The sequence below is a fragment of the Desulfurivibrio nitratireducens genome (genome assembly GCF_044068515.1).
In the GTDB taxonomy this organism is placed as follows: Bacteria; Desulfobacterota; Desulfobulbia; order Desulfobulbales; family Desulfurivibrionaceae; genus Desulfurivibrio.
The window spans coordinates 1-16902 of sequence record NZ_JBIPKI010000007.1; the positions used below are offsets into that span (position 1 = coordinate 1).

16 protein-coding genes are annotated in these 16902 nt (G+C 62.1%); 12 read left to right on the forward strand and 4 right to left on the reverse strand.

The features are described from left to right. On the forward strand, positions 1–675 hold a 675-nt coding region (locus ACHHTY_RS03815), incomplete at its 5' end, for a YggS family pyridoxal phosphate-dependent enzyme (protein WP_395492739.1). Positions 676–819: 144 nt separating this feature from the next. On the opposite strand, the gene ACHHTY_RS03820 is transcribed toward ACHHTY_RS03815, so the two are convergent. Then, entirely contained in the window at positions 820–1044 is a 225-nt protein-coding gene (locus tag ACHHTY_RS03820; protein ID WP_395492740.1) for a SelT/SelW/SelH family (seleno)protein, read from the reverse strand. Between the two features lie 167 nt (positions 1045–1211). Between ACHHTY_RS03820 and ACHHTY_RS03825 the strand changes: the two genes are divergently transcribed. The 3 genes from ACHHTY_RS03825 to ACHHTY_RS03835 all read left to right on the forward strand — a co-directional run bounded on the left by ACHHTY_RS03825 (position 1212) and on the right by ACHHTY_RS03835 (position 5411). After that, positions 1212–3005, forward strand: a complete 1794-nt coding sequence (locus ACHHTY_RS03825; RefSeq protein ID WP_395492741.1) for a YgiQ family radical SAM protein — start codon at positions 1212–1214, stop codon at positions 3003–3005. An 85-nt stretch (positions 3006–3090) separates the two neighbouring features. Further along, complete coding sequence (locus ACHHTY_RS03830; RefSeq protein WP_395492742.1) at positions 3091–3654, forward strand: isochorismatase family protein; 564 nt, start codon at positions 3091–3093, stop codon at positions 3652–3654. Between the two features lie 614 nt (positions 3655–4268). Next, on the forward strand, positions 4269–5411 hold the full coding sequence (locus ACHHTY_RS03835; RefSeq protein WP_395492743.1) for an OmpA family protein: 1143 nt from the start codon (positions 4269–4271) through the stop codon (positions 5409–5411). Between the two features lie 236 nt (positions 5412–5647). On the opposite strand, the gene ablB is transcribed toward ACHHTY_RS03835, so the two are convergent. Beyond that, entirely contained in the window at positions 5648–6607 is a 960-nt protein-coding gene (gene ablB, locus ACHHTY_RS03840; RefSeq protein ID WP_395492744.1) for a putative beta-lysine N-acetyltransferase, read from the reverse strand. Continuing rightward, positions 6600–7934, reverse strand: a complete 1335-nt coding sequence (gene kamA / locus ACHHTY_RS03845; protein ID WP_395492745.1) for a lysine 2,3-aminomutase — start codon at positions 7932–7934, stop codon at positions 6600–6602. Before kamA ends, ablB begins: the two co-directional genes overlap by 8 nt. 515 nt (positions 7935–8449) lie before the next feature. Between kamA and mqnE the strand changes: the two genes are divergently transcribed. The 7 genes from mqnE (at position 8450) to ACHHTY_RS03880 (ending at position 15183) form a co-directional block, all read left to right on the forward strand. Further along, entirely contained in the window at positions 8450–9544 is a 1095-nt protein-coding gene (mqnE, locus tag ACHHTY_RS03850; protein ID WP_395492803.1) for an aminofutalosine synthase MqnE, read from the forward strand. A 125-nt stretch (positions 9545–9669) separates the two neighbouring features. Then, positions 9670–10725 (forward strand): cyclic dehypoxanthinyl futalosine synthase, encoded by a 1056-nt coding sequence (mqnC, locus tag ACHHTY_RS03855; RefSeq protein ID WP_395492746.1) that lies wholly within the window; start codon positions 9670–9672, stop codon positions 10723–10725. Between the two features lie 17 nt (positions 10726–10742). Then, on the forward strand, positions 10743–11966 hold the full coding sequence (locus tag ACHHTY_RS03860) for an amidohydrolase family protein (RefSeq protein WP_395492747.1): 1224 nt from the start codon (positions 10743–10745) through the stop codon (positions 11964–11966). A 5-nt stretch (positions 11967–11971) separates the two neighbouring features. After that, on the forward strand, positions 11972–12838 hold the full coding sequence (locus ACHHTY_RS03865) for a menaquinone biosynthesis protein (RefSeq protein ID WP_395492748.1): 867 nt from the start codon (positions 11972–11974) through the stop codon (positions 12836–12838). Positions 12839–12921: 83 nt separating this feature from the next. Beyond that, positions 12922–13629: a ubiquinone/menaquinone biosynthesis methyltransferase gene (locus ACHHTY_RS03870; protein WP_395492749.1), complete on the forward strand. Its 708-nt coding sequence runs from the start codon at positions 12922–12924 to the stop codon at positions 13627–13629. After that, the gene (locus ACHHTY_RS03875) at positions 13629–14186 is read left to right on the forward strand and encodes a UbiX family flavin prenyltransferase (RefSeq protein ID WP_395492750.1); all 558 of its coding nucleotides are present in this window, start codon (positions 13629–13631) and stop codon (positions 14184–14186) included. The genes ACHHTY_RS03870 and ACHHTY_RS03875 overlap by 1 nt, the downstream gene beginning before the upstream one ends. Positions 14187–14316: 130 nt before the next feature. Next, the gene (locus ACHHTY_RS03880; protein WP_395492751.1) at positions 14317–15183 is read left to right on the forward strand and encodes a UbiA-like polyprenyltransferase; all 867 of its coding nucleotides are present in this window, start codon (positions 14317–14319) and stop codon (positions 15181–15183) included. A gap of 135 nt (positions 15184–15318) precedes the next feature. Here ACHHTY_RS03880 and amrB read toward each other — a convergent pair whose 3' ends face one another. Then, positions 15319–16122 carry an AmmeMemoRadiSam system protein B gene (gene amrB / locus ACHHTY_RS03885; RefSeq protein WP_395492752.1) on the reverse strand — a complete coding sequence of 268 codons (804 nt, stop codon included), beginning with the start codon at positions 16120–16122 and terminating at the stop codon, positions 15319–15321. Between the two features lie 437 nt (positions 16123–16559). On the opposite strand from amrB, the gene ACHHTY_RS03890 reads away from it, so the two are divergent. After that, on the forward strand, positions 16560–16835 hold the full coding sequence (locus ACHHTY_RS03890; RefSeq protein ID WP_395492753.1) for an Lrp/AsnC ligand binding domain-containing protein: 276 nt from the start codon (positions 16560–16562) through the stop codon (positions 16833–16835). Positions 16836–16902: the final 67 nt, after the last annotated feature.

Below are 16902 nucleotides of genomic sequence, written 5' to 3' on the forward strand. Positions count from 1 at the left end.
TATAGATATGTCCCCGCCACGGTCAGCCTGGTGGCGGTGAGCAAGACGGTGCCGGTGGAGCGGGTGGCCGAGGCCGTTGCCGCCGGGCAGCGGCTCTTCGGCGAGAACTATCTCCAGGAGGCCGAGGAAAAAATCAGCCGCCTGGAGCAACTGCTGGCTCAAGCCGGGCCGGGAGCGGCGCAAGCCGCCGCATCCCCTGCGCCGGCCTGGCACTTCATCGGTCATTTGCAAAGCAACAAGAGCAAGGCGGCGGCGGGCCGCTTTGCCATGGTGGAAACCGTGGACCGGCTCAAGCTGGCCAAGTCCCTGGCTCGTCATGCCGCGGCGGCGGGACGGGTTTTGCCGGTACTGGTTCAGGTCAACGTCGGCGGGGAGGAACAGAAATCCGGAGTGGCTCCGGCGGCGGTGGCTGATTTGCTGCGGGCCCTGGCCGAGCTTCCCGCACTGCGGGTGATGGGGTTTATGACCATGCCGCCTTTCGCCGTCGATCCCGAGCAAAGTCGGCCCCATTTTGCCCGGCTGCGCCAACTGGCTGAGGAATGCGCCCGCCAGGGTCTGCTGGGGCGGCACGGGCCGCCGCTGCTCTCCATGGGAATGTCCGCCGACTTTGAGGTGGCGATCGAAGAGGGGGCCAACTTGGTGCGGGTCGGAACCGCCATCTTCGGTCCCCGTTGAAGGCGGCGGGGATCCGGCAGCACCGCATCTTTGGCCGATCAGCCCCGGCGATATACCGGAGTATAATCGCCGGGGCTGCTTGGCCAAACCTGCGGCACTGCCGGGCCCCCGTCGCCTTCAACTTCGTTGGCGCTTTTTTGCCGCCTACCCTTGTCTGAGCAGATCGATGATTTCCTGGTTGTCGGGGAAGCGGCGGCTTTTGTGCTTGGAGAAGATTTCCCGGCCGTCAACCCGGATATCGTAGGTGCCGCCGCTGCCGGGAATCAGTCTGATGGTGGCGGCGGGGAAGTTTTCCCGCAGTTCGGCCTCCAGCCTGGAGGCGCGGGGAAGATAGTTTCACTTGCTGCAATAGTTTATCTCGATTTTCATCTTCTCCTCCGTGGGCCCCTTGGTTTTGCCGGGATTCCGGCCCCTGGGCGTCGCTTTGCCGGAGTGCCCTCCGGTCAACGTTGTGTTCCGCAACCTTGCCGGTCTATGGTAAACTGGCCCCAGTTTGCCAGCATTTCTATCATTAAAATCACCGTGGGCAGAGCAAAGTGCGAAAGGAAACCTTGGATGGCGCCGCAAACCTGTTTTTGCCGGCCACGGCCGCGGAAATGCGGGCCCGAGGCTGGGAAGAGGTCGACGTGGTTCTGGTTTCCGGCGATGCCTATATCGACCATTCCTCCTTCGGCCTGGCCCTGATCGGCCGCTGGCTGGAAGCCCATGGTTATCGAGTGGCGATCCTGGCCCAGCCCTGTTATGACGGGCCCGAGGATTTTCGCCGCTTTGGCCGGCCCCGGCTTTTCTTCGGCATTTCCGCCGGCAATCTCGATTCCATTGTCGCCAATTACACCGGCAACGTCAAGGTCCGGGACCGGGACGATTACTCCCCCGGCGGCAATCCTTATTTCGGAGAACGGGCCGACCGCCGGGAACGGCGGCGGCCTGACCGGGCCACCATCGTTTATGCCCAGCAGGCCCGGCAGGCATACGGCGATGTGCCCCTGATTCTCGGAGGCCTGGAGGCCTCCCTGCGCCGTTTCGTTCATTATGATTACCAGCAGCGCAAACTGCGAGCTTCGGTACTCACCGATGCCAAGGCCGATCTGCTGGTGTACGGCATGGGCGAACGGGCGGTAGTGGAAATCGCCCGCCGCCTGGCTGAAGGCCTTGATTTACGCGATATTCCGGGAACCTGCGAGCGTCTCACGGCGCGCCAACTGGCGGAGCGCGGGTTATCCGAGATTGCCGCCGCCCAGACATTACCGGCCGGCCCCCGGGCCCGCGCCAAGTCGGGCGGGTTGCTGGTGCTGCCGGGCTATAAGGAGATCCTGGCCGACTCCGCCCTCTTCCTGGCGGCGGAAAAAACCATCGACCGCCTGGCCCGGGCCCAGGCCCCCAGGCCGCTGCTCCAGGGCCAGCAGGCCCTCTGGCTGCTCCAGCATCCCCCGGCGGATCCCCTGACTCCGGCCGAGCTTGATCGCCTCTACGCCCTGCCTTACGCCCGCCGGCCCCACCCCGAGGCCGGCGATGTCCCCGCCTTCCGGATGGTGCGCGATTCGGTGACCATTGTCCGGGGTTGCTGCGGCAACTGTTCTTTTTGCGCCATTACGCGCCATCAGGGGGCGGCCCTGGTCAGCCGCAGCCGGGCCTCGATCCTGGCCGAAGTGGCGGCAATCGCCCGCCAGTCGGATTTCCGCGGCACCATCACCGACTTGGGGGGGCCCACCGCCAATCTCTACGGCTGTTCCTGCTCCCTGCCGGCGGGGGAGTGTCCCCGCCGCGATTGCCTCTATCCTGAAATCTGCGCCCATTTGCGCATCGACGAGGAGGCTCTGCTGGGCCTGCTGCGGGACGCCGCGGCCAGTCCGGGGGTCAAGCATTTGCTGGTTTCTTCGGGTTTGCGAATGGAATTGCTGCTGCGTACCCCCCGCCTGCTGCGGCGCTTGCTCAAGCATCATACTCCCGGGGTATTGAAAATTGCCCCCGAGCATACCGAGGAGGAGGTGCTGCGCTTGATGCACAAGCCCGGCGGCCGGTTGCTGGAGGATTTTTTGCGGGCGGTCAGCCGGATAACGGGCGAAGAAAAAGGGGGCAGGCTGCTGGTCAATCCCTACCTGATTTCCGCCCATCCCGGTTGCACCGTGGCGCAGATGGCCAAGATGGCCGGGAAAATAAAGAAACTGGGCCTGGTGCCCCGCCAGTTTCAGGATTTTACCCCGACTCCGGGGACCATGGCCACCGCCATGTACGTCAGCGGCCTTGACCAGAACGGCCGCCCCATTCATGTGGCCCGTGGGGACCGGGAGCGGCGGGCCCAGCGCCAAACCCTGGAGAAAATTCGCTGAATTTACCGCCGCTTTAGAAAAATTTTTGCCGGCGGCGCGACGGTTCCCGCCTGGCCGGCTCAATCAATCAGCCAAGGAGGCAATAATGACTGCGGAACTTTATCATCTCGAACCCCGGCACTGCGCCGTGCTGGTGGTGGACATCCAGGAGAATTTGATGAAGGTGATTGCCGGCCGGGAAGAAGTGGCCCGCAACGCCGCTCTCTTGATCAAGGCCGCCCGGGCCCTTGAAGTTCCGGTGCTGGCCACGACCCAGTACGCGGCCCGGATCGGGGACTTCGTTCCCGAGGTCAAAGCCGAACTGGCGGGAATCACCCCCCTGGACAAGATGGAGTTCGGCTGTTTCAACAATGAGGCGGCTCGGCGGCAGCTCAAGTTGCTGGGTAATTCCGTCAATACCCTGATTGTCTGCGGGGTGGAAACTCATATTTGCGTCTATCAGACGGTGCTGGGCGGCCTTTTGGCCGGTTATCGGATCTGGGTGCCGGCGGACGCGGTCTCTTCCCGGACCAGCAAAAAATACGAAACCGGGCTGGGCCGTCTGCGGGATATCGGGGCGGTTGTGTCCAACACCGAAATGATCATCTACGACTGGTTGCAGAAGGCCGGGACCCCGGTGTTCAAACAACTGCTGCCTTTGCTGAAGTAACATCAAGCAGAGCGCCCGGGTTCTTTACCGGCCATTACCCTCGATGTGGTGGATAAATGGTGTCTTGGCGGGGGCTCGGACTGACCCGGCCGGGAGCGGCCGGGATCTTGGTCCACCCCAGGGCTGCTGGGTCAAGAACAAAAGGATTCTGCCAGCGCTGGGCCGCGCTTGTCAACCCCTGGTTTTGGCGTTATCCGGCCCCGGGGGTGGTATCGCCTGAAGCACCTGCCATCCCTGCTGATATTTCAGGGGGTTCCTGAACTATCAGGGGATGGTACTCCCCGAATATTCCTTCTCTCATCCCGGTCTCCTGTTAATTCTTAATTATTTCAGGGCACCAGGGACAACCTATCAGCCCTCCCGCGGCTGGCACATATTGTGCACTCTTAAAAAATTGATCCGGGCGGGCAACCAGCAGGTGTTGTCTGTCCGGCGCGGGGCGATGGCTGTTCAGGTCTATGACTGCGAAGATAAAATATAATCGAGTTGGAGTTTTGTCCCCTTGTGTTGGATAAGTTTTCTGTGATATTCTGTATTTAAATTAATTTTTCGCATTGGTCCGTTATTGTCGTGCCGCCAATAAGTTGTTTAAAAATAGCGAAGGGAGGAATCAGATGAAAATTTTATCCTGTGGTTTTGCTCTGGTTGCCGCAGCATTAATCTTGGGGGGCTGTGCGGCGAAGGTAACAACCCCTTACACCCCGGTCACCCACAAGGATCTGGGGCCCAAGGTGGCCGCCGGTGAATATGAAGCCAAGGTCGACAACTTCCTGTTGTTGCTCGATAGTTCATCTTCAATGTCCCGGCCCCACACCACCGGTACCCGTTATGAAACGGCCCAGGGTTTGGCGGCGGGCTTGAATGAAACCCTGCCCGAACTTTCCTGGTCGGCCGGGGTGCGGGCCTTCGGGCCGCATTTTGCGAGGCCCTTCAAGCGCAGCGCCCTGGTTTACGGGATGACCCCCCACAAGCGGGCCGATCTGGCCGCTGCCCTGGACACGATCCCAGGACCGGCCGGCACCACCCCCCTGGCCACTGCGCTCACCAAGAGCGGCGATGATCTGGCCCCCCTGGCAGGAAAATCCGCCCTGGTTATTTTCACCGACGGGGAGGTGGAGTCCGCCGATGATGTCTTGCGGGCCGCCGCCCAACTCCGTAATCGCTTTGAGGATCGCCTCTGCGTTTATCCGGTGATGGTGGGGGATTCGACCGCCGGATCGATCATGCTGGAAAGGCTGGTGGAGAATTCCGCCTGCGGCTTTGTCAGCAGGGCCGATGAACTGGCAAGCGGCGATGCCCTGGCGGCTTTTGCGACCGAGGCTTTCCTGCAAAAGGCGCCGCCTGCGCCCGTCGCGGTAGCGCCCCCGGTAGCGAAAGAACCGGTTTTTCGCACCGAGACTGTACGCCTGGCAGTGAACTTCGCTTTTGACAGCGCCGAAATTCGGCCCGATGAACGTGATGACCTGGCCCGGTTTGCCGACTTCCTCAAGAAATACCCGGAAAAAATCAGCACGGTGGAGATCGCCGGCCATACCTGCAACATGGGGCCGGCCGCCTACAACCTGGGTTTGTCCCAGCGTCGGGCGGAAAGCGTGGTCAAGCACCTGGTGGATAATCATGGCGTCGACCCGGCCCTGCTTAAGGCCAAAGGCTACGGGATGACCAAGCCCATTGCCAGCAACGACACTCCTGAAGGCCGGGAGCAGAATCGCCGGGTAGAGGCGGTGATTTCCGTTGAGGTCAAAGAGAACAAGTAAGGGTGGGGCAAATCTGCCAGCCCTGGTGATGTGATGACCAGTCTGCCGCCCGGCGTTGCGTCGGTCACGGCATGATTCTCAACATTTAACCCAAAAAGGCGGCCCGGGGAAAAGATCCTCGCGGCCGCCTTTTTGGTTTTTTTTCGGCAACGGGTTTCAGCCGCCAACCGCGGGAGGGGTAACTCGTTGACCGGTTGCCGACAGCATGATGGGGGCAATCGTTGCCGGGCTCCGGCTTATTGGAGAAGGCGGTACCAGACGTTCATGCTTTCGATCCGGCCGCAGATCTGGGTATTGTTGATCAAGGTTCCGGCGTATTGGTAGCCGGCCCGGGCGAAGGTAAGATTGATGCCCACCGATACGGCCCGGGCGATGGTATAAGCCAGCTTGATGCCCTGGTTTTGCATTTCCTGTTCCAGAGCGGCCAGCAGACGGCCGGCCAGTTGGCGCCGGCGATGCTCCGGCAGGGTGGCGAAGTCGGTCATTTCGGCGTGGGATGCCGCCGCGGAATACTCCGCCGAGGCCAGAGCCGCGATTTGCTCCTGGTGCCAGGCGGCGGCATAACTGACCTCTTCACTCATGCTGCGGCGCAGGAAGCCGGGATCGTGCACGGGAAAGGGGTAGGAGGGGAAAACCTGCCGGAAGAGGGCGGCCATGGCGGCACAGTCAGCCGGGGCGCACAGACCAAGGCGGTATGCCGGCGGCTTGCTCTTCCCGCTGCCCTGGGCAGCGGCTGCCGGGGAACCGGGCCCGCTGCTCCCCGCCCCGGGATCCTTGGGCGTTGCCTGGCGGCAGAGGTCCAGGGTGCGCTCGATCGCGGCCCGGTCGCTGAGCTCGGCCCGGTGGGGCTGCAGGTACTTACCCAGGAACAGGCCATCCTCCCGGCCCTGATAAAAGCCGGGCACCTTGGCTTCCACCCGGTAGCCGGCGGCGGTGCAGGCCTGGCCCCAGCGGGCCGGAACCTTGGCGAAAATCTTGCCATAGCGGTGGGCGGCCGCAAGTTCCTCGATGACCGTCAGCAAACCCGGCATATCCTCGTCGTCGGCGGCCATCAGGTAGACCCGGTCGCTGGCCTTGCCGTGCTGCAGGCGGGAACGGCCGATGGTGATGGTTTGATCGAGGGCAAGCGGGGCCGGTTCCCCGACTGCCCCGCTGAACCGGCCGGAGTCGGCCCTGGTGGCGCCGGCCTTATTCATTTTCCCGCCGTTCCATGCGCTCGTTGTTTTCCGGAACCAGGGTGATGGTTTTCTCGTAGTCGGCCAGCAGCCCGGAAATGCCCACGGTTTTATTGGGATCATCACTGTTTTCCAGGGGCAGATCCAGGTGGCAGTCCTCGCAGTTGCGGTCGCAGAAGAAGGGTTTGTAGGAATCCGGCTCCTTGTAGGTGGTGATAACCCCTTCAAAGTTGCGCAGGACCACTTTGTTGGTGGACCAGGAGATCAGGTAGTTGGGCATTACCGGAATCTTGCCGCCGCCGCCGGGGGCGTCGATGACGTAGGTGGGGACCGCGAAGCCGCTGGTATGGCCGATCAGGTGCTCGATGATTTCAATCCCCTTGCCCACCGGGGTCCGGAAGCTGGCCAGCCCTTCGGAAAGGTCGCACTGGTAAAGATAATAGGGCCGGACCCGGTTGGCCACCAGCTTGTGGACCAGCCGCTTGATGACCCGCGGACAGTCATTGACCCCGGCCAGCAGTACTGACTGGTTGCCCAGAGGGATGCCGGCGTCGGCCAGCATAGCCAGAGCTTTGCGGGAGCGGGCGGTAATTTCCCGGGGATGGTTGAAGTGGGTGTTGATCCAGAGGGGATGATGTTTTTTCAGAATCTCCACCAATTCGGGGGTAATCCGCTGGGGCAGCACCACCGGGGTCCGGGTACCGATCCGGATTACTTCGACATGCTCGATCCGGCGCAACTCGGTGAGCAGCCAGTCGATCAGTTCGTCGCTTAAAAGAAAAGGGTCGCCGCCGGAGAGAAGCACGTCTCGGACCGCGGGGGTTTGCCTGATGTACTCGATGCCGGCCAGCAAGGCCTTGCGGCCGGGGATCGAATCAACGTCCCCCACCTTGCGCTTGCGGGTGCAATGGCGGCAGTACATGGCGCAGAGGTTGGAAACGTGGAAAAGCACCCGGTCCGGGTAGCGGTGGGTAATACCCGGAACCGGACTGTCCTTGTCCTCGGCCAACGGGTCGCTGTGTTCGTGGGAACCGATGCGCAATTCGGCCTTGGACGGCACCGCCTGGCGGAAGACCGGATCGTCGGCGTAATTTTCCCGGTCGATCAGGGAAAAATAATGGGGGGTGATGGCCATGGGAAAGCGGGCGATGGTTTCTTCCAGGTCCTGCCGCATTTGCGGGGAAAAGGTGGTGCCCAGCAGCTTTTCGACGGTATCGATTTTCTTGATGGTGTGCCGCAGGTGCCAGCGCCAGTCCTCCCACTGTTCCGGGCTCGAGCTCAGACCGTTGGCGACGGCGGCGGAACTGCTGGTATTGGTCGCGGCAAAAAGTGATGGCGGTGAGTACATGGCGGGGGTCTCCTGTTGGCGTATGGCAGCAGGACCACAACGGCGGAAAGAAAATAAGGACGAATTTGCTTCACGGCTGAAAGCGGACGCGTCCGGCCGGGCTTAGCCGGCGGGAGAGGCGAACTGCGCAGAACAAAAGGCGGCGCTTGCCATTGCGGTCATGTGCGTTTAGTTGAAATATGTTGAATGGACCCAACCATAACCTTTTTGGCCGCAAAATGCAAATTTGACGCCCCTCCTGCTCACATATCCCATTGTAATATCGCTCTAACCTCCAGATTTTTTAATTCCCGGAGCCCATCGGGGTGCCGCCGCGCCGAAGCGGGGCCGGCGCCCGGTAATTTGTTGCAATTTTCGTTATTTCCGGCTACCTCTAGGGCGCCCGATGAGCGCCGGTTTTAGTCACCGGCCCGCTCCGTCGCCACCGAGGGGCGGCGGGCGAATTTTTCAGGGTTTGATCCCCGGCCTCGCCGGGCCGCGTATTCAATGACCGTTTTAGGGAAGATTGTCCGATGATGGATGTTTTGCTGGAAAAGGCCGGACTGGCCGATATCGCCGCCAAGGTCCGCAATGATGAGCGGCTCAGCGCCGCCGACGGGATCAGGCTTTATCGTTGCCCCGATTTGCTGTTGCTGGGTTACCTGGCCAATATCGTCCGGGAACGGAAAAACGGTGACCGGGCTTTTTTTATTTATAATCAGCACCTTAATTATTCCAACATCTGCACCAACCTTTGCAAGTTCTGCGCCTTCGGCAAGGAGAAGGGGGCTGACCAGGCCTATGAAATGAGCATCCCCCAGATCCGGGAGAAGATCCGGGCCCGCCTCGCCGAGCCGATCAGCGAGATTCACGTGGTGGGCGGGATTCACCCCGATCTGCCCTACTCCTACTATCTCGAGATGCTGCGGGCCATCAAGGAGGAGCGGCCGGGGGTTCATATCCAGGCTTTCACCGGGGTGGAAATAGCCCACCTGGCCGAGCTTTCCGGTCAGAATCTGGCCGCGACCCTGAAGGAGCTCAGGGCGGCCGGACTCGATTCGATCCCCGGCGGGGGAGCCGAAGTCTTCAGTCCCCGGATCCGCCAGCTCACCTGTGACAAGAAACTCTCGGGGGAAGGGTGGCTCGAGGTGGCCCGCACCGCCCACGGGCTCGGCCTGCGCAGCAACGCCACCATGCTTTACGGCCATATCGAAACGGTGGAGGAACGGGTTGATCACCTGCTGATGTTGCGGGCGACCCAGGATCAGACCGGCGGCTTTCTCACCTTTATTCCCCTGGCCTTTCACCCCCGCAATACCGAAATGTCTCAGCTTTCCCGCACCTCGGGGGTGGAGGACTTGAAAAATATCGCCGTGGCCCGGCTGCTGCTGGACAACTTCGATCACATCAAGGCCTATTGGGTGATGATCGGGCCTAAGCTGGCCCAGGTAGCGCTCTCCTTCGGCGCCGACGACCTCGACGGCACGGTCACGGAGGAATTAATCACCAGGATGGCCGGCGGTGAGGCCGACCAGGCCATGGCCGACAGCGAGTTGATCCGCCTGATCCGCGAAGCCGGCCGGATTCCGGTTGAGCGTGATACCCTCTACGAAAAATTGCGGGTGCTGTAATGACGGGGCCCAGGGCCCGCGGAGCTGAGCTGGTTGTTGCTTGGGCCCCGGCCGGGGAGGGGCAGCCCGCCAAGCCTTGATTTCCTGGACCTGCCTGATGCGGCAACCATTTAAGAACTGGGAAGATGAGCGTAAATCTAATAAGCGATAAGGTGCTGGCCGGCGAGCGGCTGACGGCGGCCGAATCCTTGGAGTTATTGGCCGGGGCCGATCTCATGCGCCTGGGGCTGCTGGCCGACGCGGTGCGCCGCCGCTTGCATCCCGAGCCGGTGGTCACCTATATCATCGATCGCAATATCAACTATACCGATATTTGCATTTCGGCCTGTAAATTCTGCGCCTTTTTCAAGGGACCCGATGATCCTGCCGGCTCGGTGCTTTCCCTGGCCGAACTGGGGCGGAAAATCGAGGAAACCCAGGTTCTGGGCGGCAACCAGATCCTGCTCCAGGGCGGTTTGCATCCGGACAAGCCCCTGGAGTTTTACGAGGAGATGCTGCGCTTCATCAAGGGCTACGGGGTCCATGTGCACGGGTTTTCTCCCCCCGAGATTCACCATTTCGCCCAGCTTGCCGGTCTCTCCCCCCGGGAAGTCCTGGGCCGCCTCCAGGCCGTCGGCCTTGATTCGATGCCCGGTGGCGGGGCCGAAATCCTCTCCGACCGGGTCCGGCGGGAAATCGCCCCGCGCAAATGCAGCGCCGATGAATGGATCGCGATCATGGCCGAAGCCCATCAGTTGGGGATGCGGACCACCGCCACGATGATGTTCGGCCATCTCGAAACCATGGCGGACCGTCTGGAGCACCTGCAGCGGGTCCGGGATCTTCAGGACCGCACCGGCGGCTTTACCGCTTTTATTCCCTGGCCCTTCCAGCCCGACCATACCGCCCTGGCCGGGCTGGCCAAAACCACTGCCTTCGGTTATCTGAAAATGCTGGCCCTGAGCCGGATTTTTCTGGACAATGTCGCCAATATTCAGGCCTCTTGGGTCACCCAGGGACCCAAAATTGCCCAGATTTCACTCTTCTTCGGGGCCAATGATTTCGGCAGCACCATGATCGAGGAAAACGTGGTTGCCGCCGCCGGAGTCAGCTTTCGCCTCTCGGAGGTGGAAATCCGCCGCCTGGTGGAAGGGGCGGGTTACCAGGCCCGCCGGCGCCGGATGGATTACACTCTGTATTGACTGCTGCGAGGTCAGCAATGAACGAAACGAGACGTTTTTACCGGGCCCCGGTGGTATTGCCGGTCGCCGGACCGCCCCTGCGGGACGGGGCGGTTCTGACTGAAAACGGCCGGGTTCGGGCGGTGGGGCCATACCAGGAGATTAAAAAGCTGACCGCGGGCCTGACTCTCACCAGCGAGGTCGATTATGACGGTCATGTCCTGGTGCCGGCCCTGGTTAATGCCCATTGTCACCTGGAATTGTCCCACCTGGCCTTTTTGAGCCGGGACTATCGGCCCCAACCGGGGGATATCACCGGCTGGATCCGGCGCCTGCTGGCGGCCCGGGAGGAATGCGACCCCGGCGGCCCGGAGACGGGTTTGCTGGCCCTGGCCCGGCTTTACGCCGGGGGCTGCCGGTCGGTGATTGATATCGGCAATGATCCGGCCAGCCGGAATCTAGGGGCCGATTTCAAAACGGCTGTTTTTTTTAACCTGGAGTTGCTGGGCCTTGCCGGTGCCGCCGAGGAGCAGGCCCTGGCCCGCTTGACCGCCCAGGATGACGATCTATGTTGTACCGGTCATGCGCCATATTCCACCGGCCCCCGGCTGCTGCAGGCCCTGAAAAAAAGGGCCCGGGCCGGCAATTGCCTTTTTCCGCTCCACGTGGCCGAGTCGGCCGCCGAGGAGGAGTTTCTCGCCACCGGCTCCGGCCCGTTGCGTGATTTTCTCGCTGAACGGGGCCTGGATCTAGCTGCTTTCCCGCCACCGGGTTGCAGCCCCGTGGCCTGGCTCGATTCTTTGGGTCTGCTGGACGAGCAGACCCTTTGCGTCCATGCGGTGCGGGTTGATGAGGATGATGTGGCCCGGCTGGCCGCCCGCCGGGCCGGGGTCTGCCTCTGTCCCGGTTCCAATCGCCACCTGGGGGTGGGTAAGGCCCCGCTGGCGACCATGTTGCGCCATGGCATAACGCCGGCCCTGGGCACCGACAGCCTGGCCGGCAACCCGGATTTTTCCCTCTGGCAGGAAATGAAACTGCTGCGTGAAGATCATCCCGAGGTCCCGCCGGCCACGGTGCTGGCCATGGCTAGCCAGGCCGGAGCGCGGTTGCTGGGCCGGGAAGGGGAGAGCGGGGTTATCGCGCCGGGGGTGGAGGCGGCCCTCCCGGCGGTGGTTTGCCCGGCCGCGGCCGGAGGAGTCGATGCGGCCTTGGAATATCTCACCACGGCGGGCAAGGATATCCGCCTGGAATGGACAGAGTAGAAGCGATGAAAAGTTCAACTGGCCAGCGGCCCGCCCCGGCCCGGATTGGCATGGTATGCTTTCTCAATACCGCCCCGGTCTGTCAAACCTGGAAGCAGACGGTCAGGGAACCGGCCTGGCGGGTAACCGAAGCGCCCCCGACCGACCTCAACCGGCTGCTCCACCGGGGCGAACTGGATCTGGCCCTGGTGTCGTCCCACGAATACGCTCTCCATCCTGAAAGCTACCGGATTATGGCGGACCTGGCTATTGCCGCCACCGGGGCGGTGGGCAGCGTTTTTCTCTTTTCCCGCTATCCCCTGGCCGAACTGGGTGACCGCCTGGTGCTGCTGAGCTCGCGCTCCCAGACCTCGGTGAGCTTGACCAAAATAATCATTGAGGACTTCGAGCAGGTGTACCCGCGCTACGAAATCGGCGAGGAGCAGCGGGGCGACTGGGCCGCGGTACTGGCCATCGGTGATGAGGCCCTGCGCTGGGCCGCCGCCGGAGAATACCCCTATCAGTTCGATCTGGCCGAAATCTGGCATCAGCAGACCGGCTTGCCCTTTGTTTTCGCCCTCTGGGCGGTGCGGGAGGATTTTTACCGGGCCTGGCCGGAAACCCTGGCCGCCATTCATCGGGAACTGAAGCGGTGCCTGCGGGAAGGCCTGGCCGACTTGGAGGGAATTTGCCGGGTTGCCGCTCCCCGGATTCCGATGTCGGAGGAGGCCTGCCGGCGCTATCTGGCCGGGATGCAATATGACCTTGATCCCCGCCAGCAGGCGGGCTTGGTCCGGTTTTTTGAGCTGCTCATCAAGCGGGGCGAAGTCCCGGCGGCAGCCCTGCCTCTGAAAATAATTAATGACAAGGACCCCGCCAGCGACTTAACCTGAGCCCCCCCCGGCTCAGATAGCAAGACCGCTGACCCGGAGTTGAGGGAAGCCGCAGGCTGGTGGAGCCGGTCGGCGCTAAACTTATGAATAATCCTGAAGAAAAAAAGAAATTCGTTAAAAGCAAGTTCTCGGCCATCAGCAATCGCTATGACCTGCTCAATTCAGTGCTGAGTTTCCAGGTCGACCGTTACTGGCGCTGGGTGGTGGCCCGCCAGCTGCGGGAGTTTCCCGCCGGGACGGTCCTTGATCTTTGTGCCGGCACCTTGCCCCTGGCCTTGGAGTTGGCCCGCCAGGCCCCGGAGCGTACCATCCTGGCGGTGGATTTTTGCGAGGATATGCTCAAGGCCGGCCTGGCCGGGATCGGTGCTGATCGCCGGCGGCCCCGGATTTTGCCGGTCTGCGGGGACGGGGAGCAGATCCCGGCCCGCGACGCCAGTGTCTGGGGAGTGACCGTGGCCTTTGGCGTTCGCAACCTGGCCCGGACCGAGCAGGGGTTGCGGGAAATGCAGCGCGTACTCAAGTCCGGCGGCAAGCTGTTGATCCTGGAATTTTCCCGTCCCCGCAACCCGTTGGTCAAGCCGTTGTACAATTTTTATCTCAACCGGATCCTGCCCCGGATTGCCGGAGTGGTTTCCGGTGACCAGGACGCCTATGAGTACCTGGCTTCCTCCATCGCCGCCTTTTACGAGCCGGAGGAGCTGGCCGGCATGATGCGGGCCGCCGGCTTCGCCAAGGTTTCTTTCCGATCCCTGACTTTCGGGATAGTTACGGTTTATGTCGGGGTAAAATAATGCCAAGAATCATTCTGGGGATTACCGGGGCCAGCGGTTCGCTTTACGCGCTGGAGTTTCTCAAGCTGATGGGGGAACTGGGGGTCGAAGTGCATCTGGTGCTTTCCGAGGCCGGCCAGCAGGTGATGGAACTGGAGCTGGGGCTAGGGGCGGATCAGCTTGCCCCGCTGGTGGCCCGGCGTTATGATATCCGGGATTTTGCCGCCCCTTTTTCCAGCGGCAGTGCTGTTTTTGCCGGAATGGCGATCTTGCCCTGCAGCATGGGCACCCTGGCGGCGGTGGCCGGCGGTTTGAGCAACAACCTGATCCAGCGGGCCGCCGATGTCACCCTCAAGGAGCGGCGCCCCTTGGTTCTGGCGGTGCGGGAGACCCCGCTCAACCGGACCCATATAAGCAATATGCTCAAAGTGCATGAGGCCGGCGGGATCATCTGTCCGGCCATGCCGGGTTTTTACCATGGGCCCCGCAGCCTCGAGGATCTGGCCCGGGCCTTTGCCGGCCGGGTGGCCGAGCAGCTGGGCTTGAATGTGCCCGACCTGCCGCGCTGGCCGGGGTAAATCTTCTCCTGGCCAGGTGGCGGCCTGGTCCCTGGTCCGCCGGAACTGCGCAACGGTTTTGCTGGCGCTGAGCGGACCGGCCTCCGGCCCCGGCCGGGATTCACCTGACGATGGGAGCTTAACCAAAGGCATGATGGCGATCTGGGAAAAAATCAGAATTCTCCTGGAGATGATCAAGTTCGAACACAGCGTGTTCGCCCTGCCTTTCGCCCTGACGGGGGCCCTGTTGGCGGAACGGGGGCTGCCGGGCGGGCTGGTGCTGTTCTGGTTGGTCATGGCCATGGTCTGGGCCCGCACCGCCGCCATGGGCTTCAACCGGATCGTCGACCGCAAATTTGACGCCGCCAATCCCCGCACCGCCGATCGGGCCATTCCCGCCGGTACCGTCAAGCTCTGGGAGGCTTGGGCCCTGGTGTTGGTTGCCTCGGGCCTCTTCTTCCTTTCCTGTGCCATGCTCAACCCCCTGGCCCTGCTGATTTCCCCGCTGGCCCTGGCCCTGACCTTTCTTTATTCGTTGACCAAGCGTTTCACCTGGCTCTGCCATGTGGTTCTGGGCGTGGCCCTGGCCGTCTCTCCCTTGGGGGGGTGGGTGGCGGTGGCGGGAACCCTGACCGGATTTCCCTGGGTGCTTTCCCTGGGGGTGCTGTTCTGGGTGGCCGGATTCGATACCGTTTACGCCTGCCTGGATACCGAGTTTGATCGCTCAGCCGGGCTCTTTTCCCTGCCGGCCCGTTTTGGTCCCCGCCTGGCCTTTCGGCTGGCGGTTTTTTTTCATGTCCTGGCCTTTCTCTGCTTTGTCATCACCGGCCTGGTGATGGGCCTGCACTTTATTTTCGCCGTCGGGCTGCTGATTGCCGCCGGGGCCCTGTTCTACCAGCACCTGGCGGTCAGTCCCGGTGATCTTACCCGGATCAGGCTCTCCTTTTTCACCTTGAACGGCTTGATCAGCCTGGTGATGTTTGCTGCCACCTGGCTGGCCCTGGCCATCGGCAGTTAAAGGGTTACGGCAAGGTACGGCCCTTTGGCCGCCTTGCGGCGATCCCGGCAGTAATCAGGTCCCAGAGACAAGCTGGTCGCAAGGGGGAAGAAGACGAAGCTTTCGGGCAGCGGAGGCTCGAGAACTTGCCGCGCCTCAGGAAATGATAAAGCCGGCGTAGCCCACCACCTGGTCGAGGTCGCCGCTGGTTTCGCCGGAATCGGTGTAGCGGACCAGTTCGGCCCGGGTGGCTCCCGCCTCCAGGGCGGCGACCAGGGTGATCACGGTGGGGATGACCCCGCACATGCTGATGCGGTTGGCGGCCACGGTTTGGTAGAGACCTTCCGGGTCCAGGGCCAGCACCCTCTCGATGGCCAGTTGGTCCTTGGCGCTGGCCCTGGCCCGGCTTTCGTAATGACTCATATCGGTGCTGGCCGCCAGCATTACCGGGCGGGGAAAGTTCCTGCCGGCGGCGGCCAGGCCGAGGCCGATCAGGCGGCAGACCGGGTAATCCAGCCGGGCCAGGCAGAGCGGAACAATGGTCAAGCGGGGCTGACGGTACTGGAGGAAGGGGACCAGAACTTCCAGGGAATGTTCGGCCAGATGGGCCCGGCTGTCGTCTTGAACCTCCGGGCAGTGGCGCAGAATTTCTGCAGCCAGCTCGGCGTTGATTTCCACATCTCCCCCGGGCATGCGCCAGGTTCCAGCGGCCATCAGGGCGGCCGGCGCCCCCAGGCCGTGGTGGTTGGGACCCAGGACGATCAGGTCTTCCGGCACCTCCACCCGGGCCACGGTTTCCCCGGCAACCCTCCCCGAATAGACATAACCGGCATGGGGCATGATTACCGCCCGGGCCGGCCGGGCCGCAACCCCGGCCGGCACCAGTTGGGCCAGCAGCCGCTGGAGCGAACGGGCATCGCCGGGATAAAACTGATGGGCCACGGCCGGTGTTCTGATCATGATTCCCCTCCTGTTGTCGGGCAGCGTCAATCAGGTAACCGCTACCAAAGCTTAGCAAATCCCGGCGCAACAGTTCAAGGCTGAATCTCGGGCTCGGCGATGGGCCTGATCTTTATTTAAGCTGCGGGGCGAACCGGAAAGCCATATAATCAAAAAATCTGGCCGCGAGCGGGGTCATGGCAGTGGCCGTTCACTCACCGGGCGCGGCCGAGTCTGCCGGGCTAAAGCGTTAGGGGAGGGGGTTTTACAGCAGCATAAAAAGCCGGCTTACTCTTCCCCGGGGAGCGACTGGCCCTTTGATGAGCTGCTCCAGCGGCAACCAGGTTGCTGCAGTTGGCCATTAACAGCTGCGCTAAAGCCTGATCAACCTGCCATCAGGTAATAAAGTCAGGAGGAAAAACCGGCACCATAAAGCAAAAATCAAAAAAGGAGCAAAGATGATTACTTCAATAATCTTGATCAAGACGGAAAGAACAGCAATCAATAAAGTGGCGGAGCAACTGGCGGCCATGGATGGAATTTCCGAAGCCTATTCCGTAAGCGGGAAATATGACATTGTTGCCATTGCCAGGGTTCCCGCCAATGAAGATCTGGCCGACTTGGTGACCAACCGCCTGCTCTCCATCGACGCCATTCAGCAAACGGAAACCATGCTCGCTTTTCAGGCTTATTCCCGCCATGATCTTGAGGCGATGTTCGCCCTGGGGATGTGATGGCTTCCCCAGCCGGATAATGCGGTTAAGGGCAGAGCAAATCCGCGCAACCGCGCGACGGGGCGGG

Bases quoted from the DNA above. Each gene is read 5' to 3' on its own strand.
- ACHHTY_RS03835 (WP_395492743.1), top strand. From the start codon at position 4,269: ATGAAAATTTTATCCTGTGGTTTTGCTCTGGTTGCCGCAGCATTAATC.
- ACHHTY_RS03860 (WP_395492747.1), top strand. From the start codon at position 10,743: ATGAACGAAACGAGACGTTTTTACCGGGCCCCGGTGGTATTGCCGGTC.
- mqnE (WP_395492803.1), top strand. From the start codon at position 8,450: ATGGATGTTTTGCTGGAAAAGGCCGGACTGGCCGATATCGCCGCCAAG.
- ACHHTY_RS03830 (WP_395492742.1), top strand. From the start codon at position 3,091: ATGACTGCGGAACTTTATCATCTCGAACCCCGGCACTGCGCCGTGCTG.
- ACHHTY_RS03880 (WP_395492751.1), top strand. From the start codon at position 14,317: ATGATGGCGATCTGGGAAAAAATCAGAATTCTCCTGGAGATGATCAAG.
- ACHHTY_RS03865 (WP_395492748.1), top strand. From the start codon at position 11,972: ATGAAAAGTTCAACTGGCCAGCGGCCCGCCCCGGCCCGGATTGGCATG.
- kamA (WP_395492745.1), bottom strand. From the start codon at position 7,934: ATGTACTCACCGCCATCACTTTTTGCCGCGACCAATACCAGCAGTTCC.
- amrB (WP_395492752.1), bottom strand. From the start codon at position 16,122: ATGATCAGAACACCGGCCGTGGCCCATCAGTTTTATCCCGGCGATGCC.
- mqnC (WP_395492746.1), top strand. From the start codon at position 9,670: ATGAGCGTAAATCTAATAAGCGATAAGGTGCTGGCCGGCGAGCGGCTG.
- ACHHTY_RS03870 (WP_395492749.1), top strand. From the start codon at position 12,922: ATGAATAATCCTGAAGAAAAAAAGAAATTCGTTAAAAGCAAGTTCTCG.
- ACHHTY_RS03875 (WP_395492750.1), top strand. From the start codon at position 13,629: ATGCCAAGAATCATTCTGGGGATTACCGGGGCCAGCGGTTCGCTTTAC.
- ACHHTY_RS03890 (WP_395492753.1), top strand. From the start codon at position 16,560: ATGATTACTTCAATAATCTTGATCAAGACGGAAAGAACAGCAATCAAT.
- ablB (WP_395492744.1), bottom strand. From the start codon at position 6,607: ATGAATAAGGCCGGCGCCACCAGGGCCGACTCCGGCCGGTTCAGCGGG.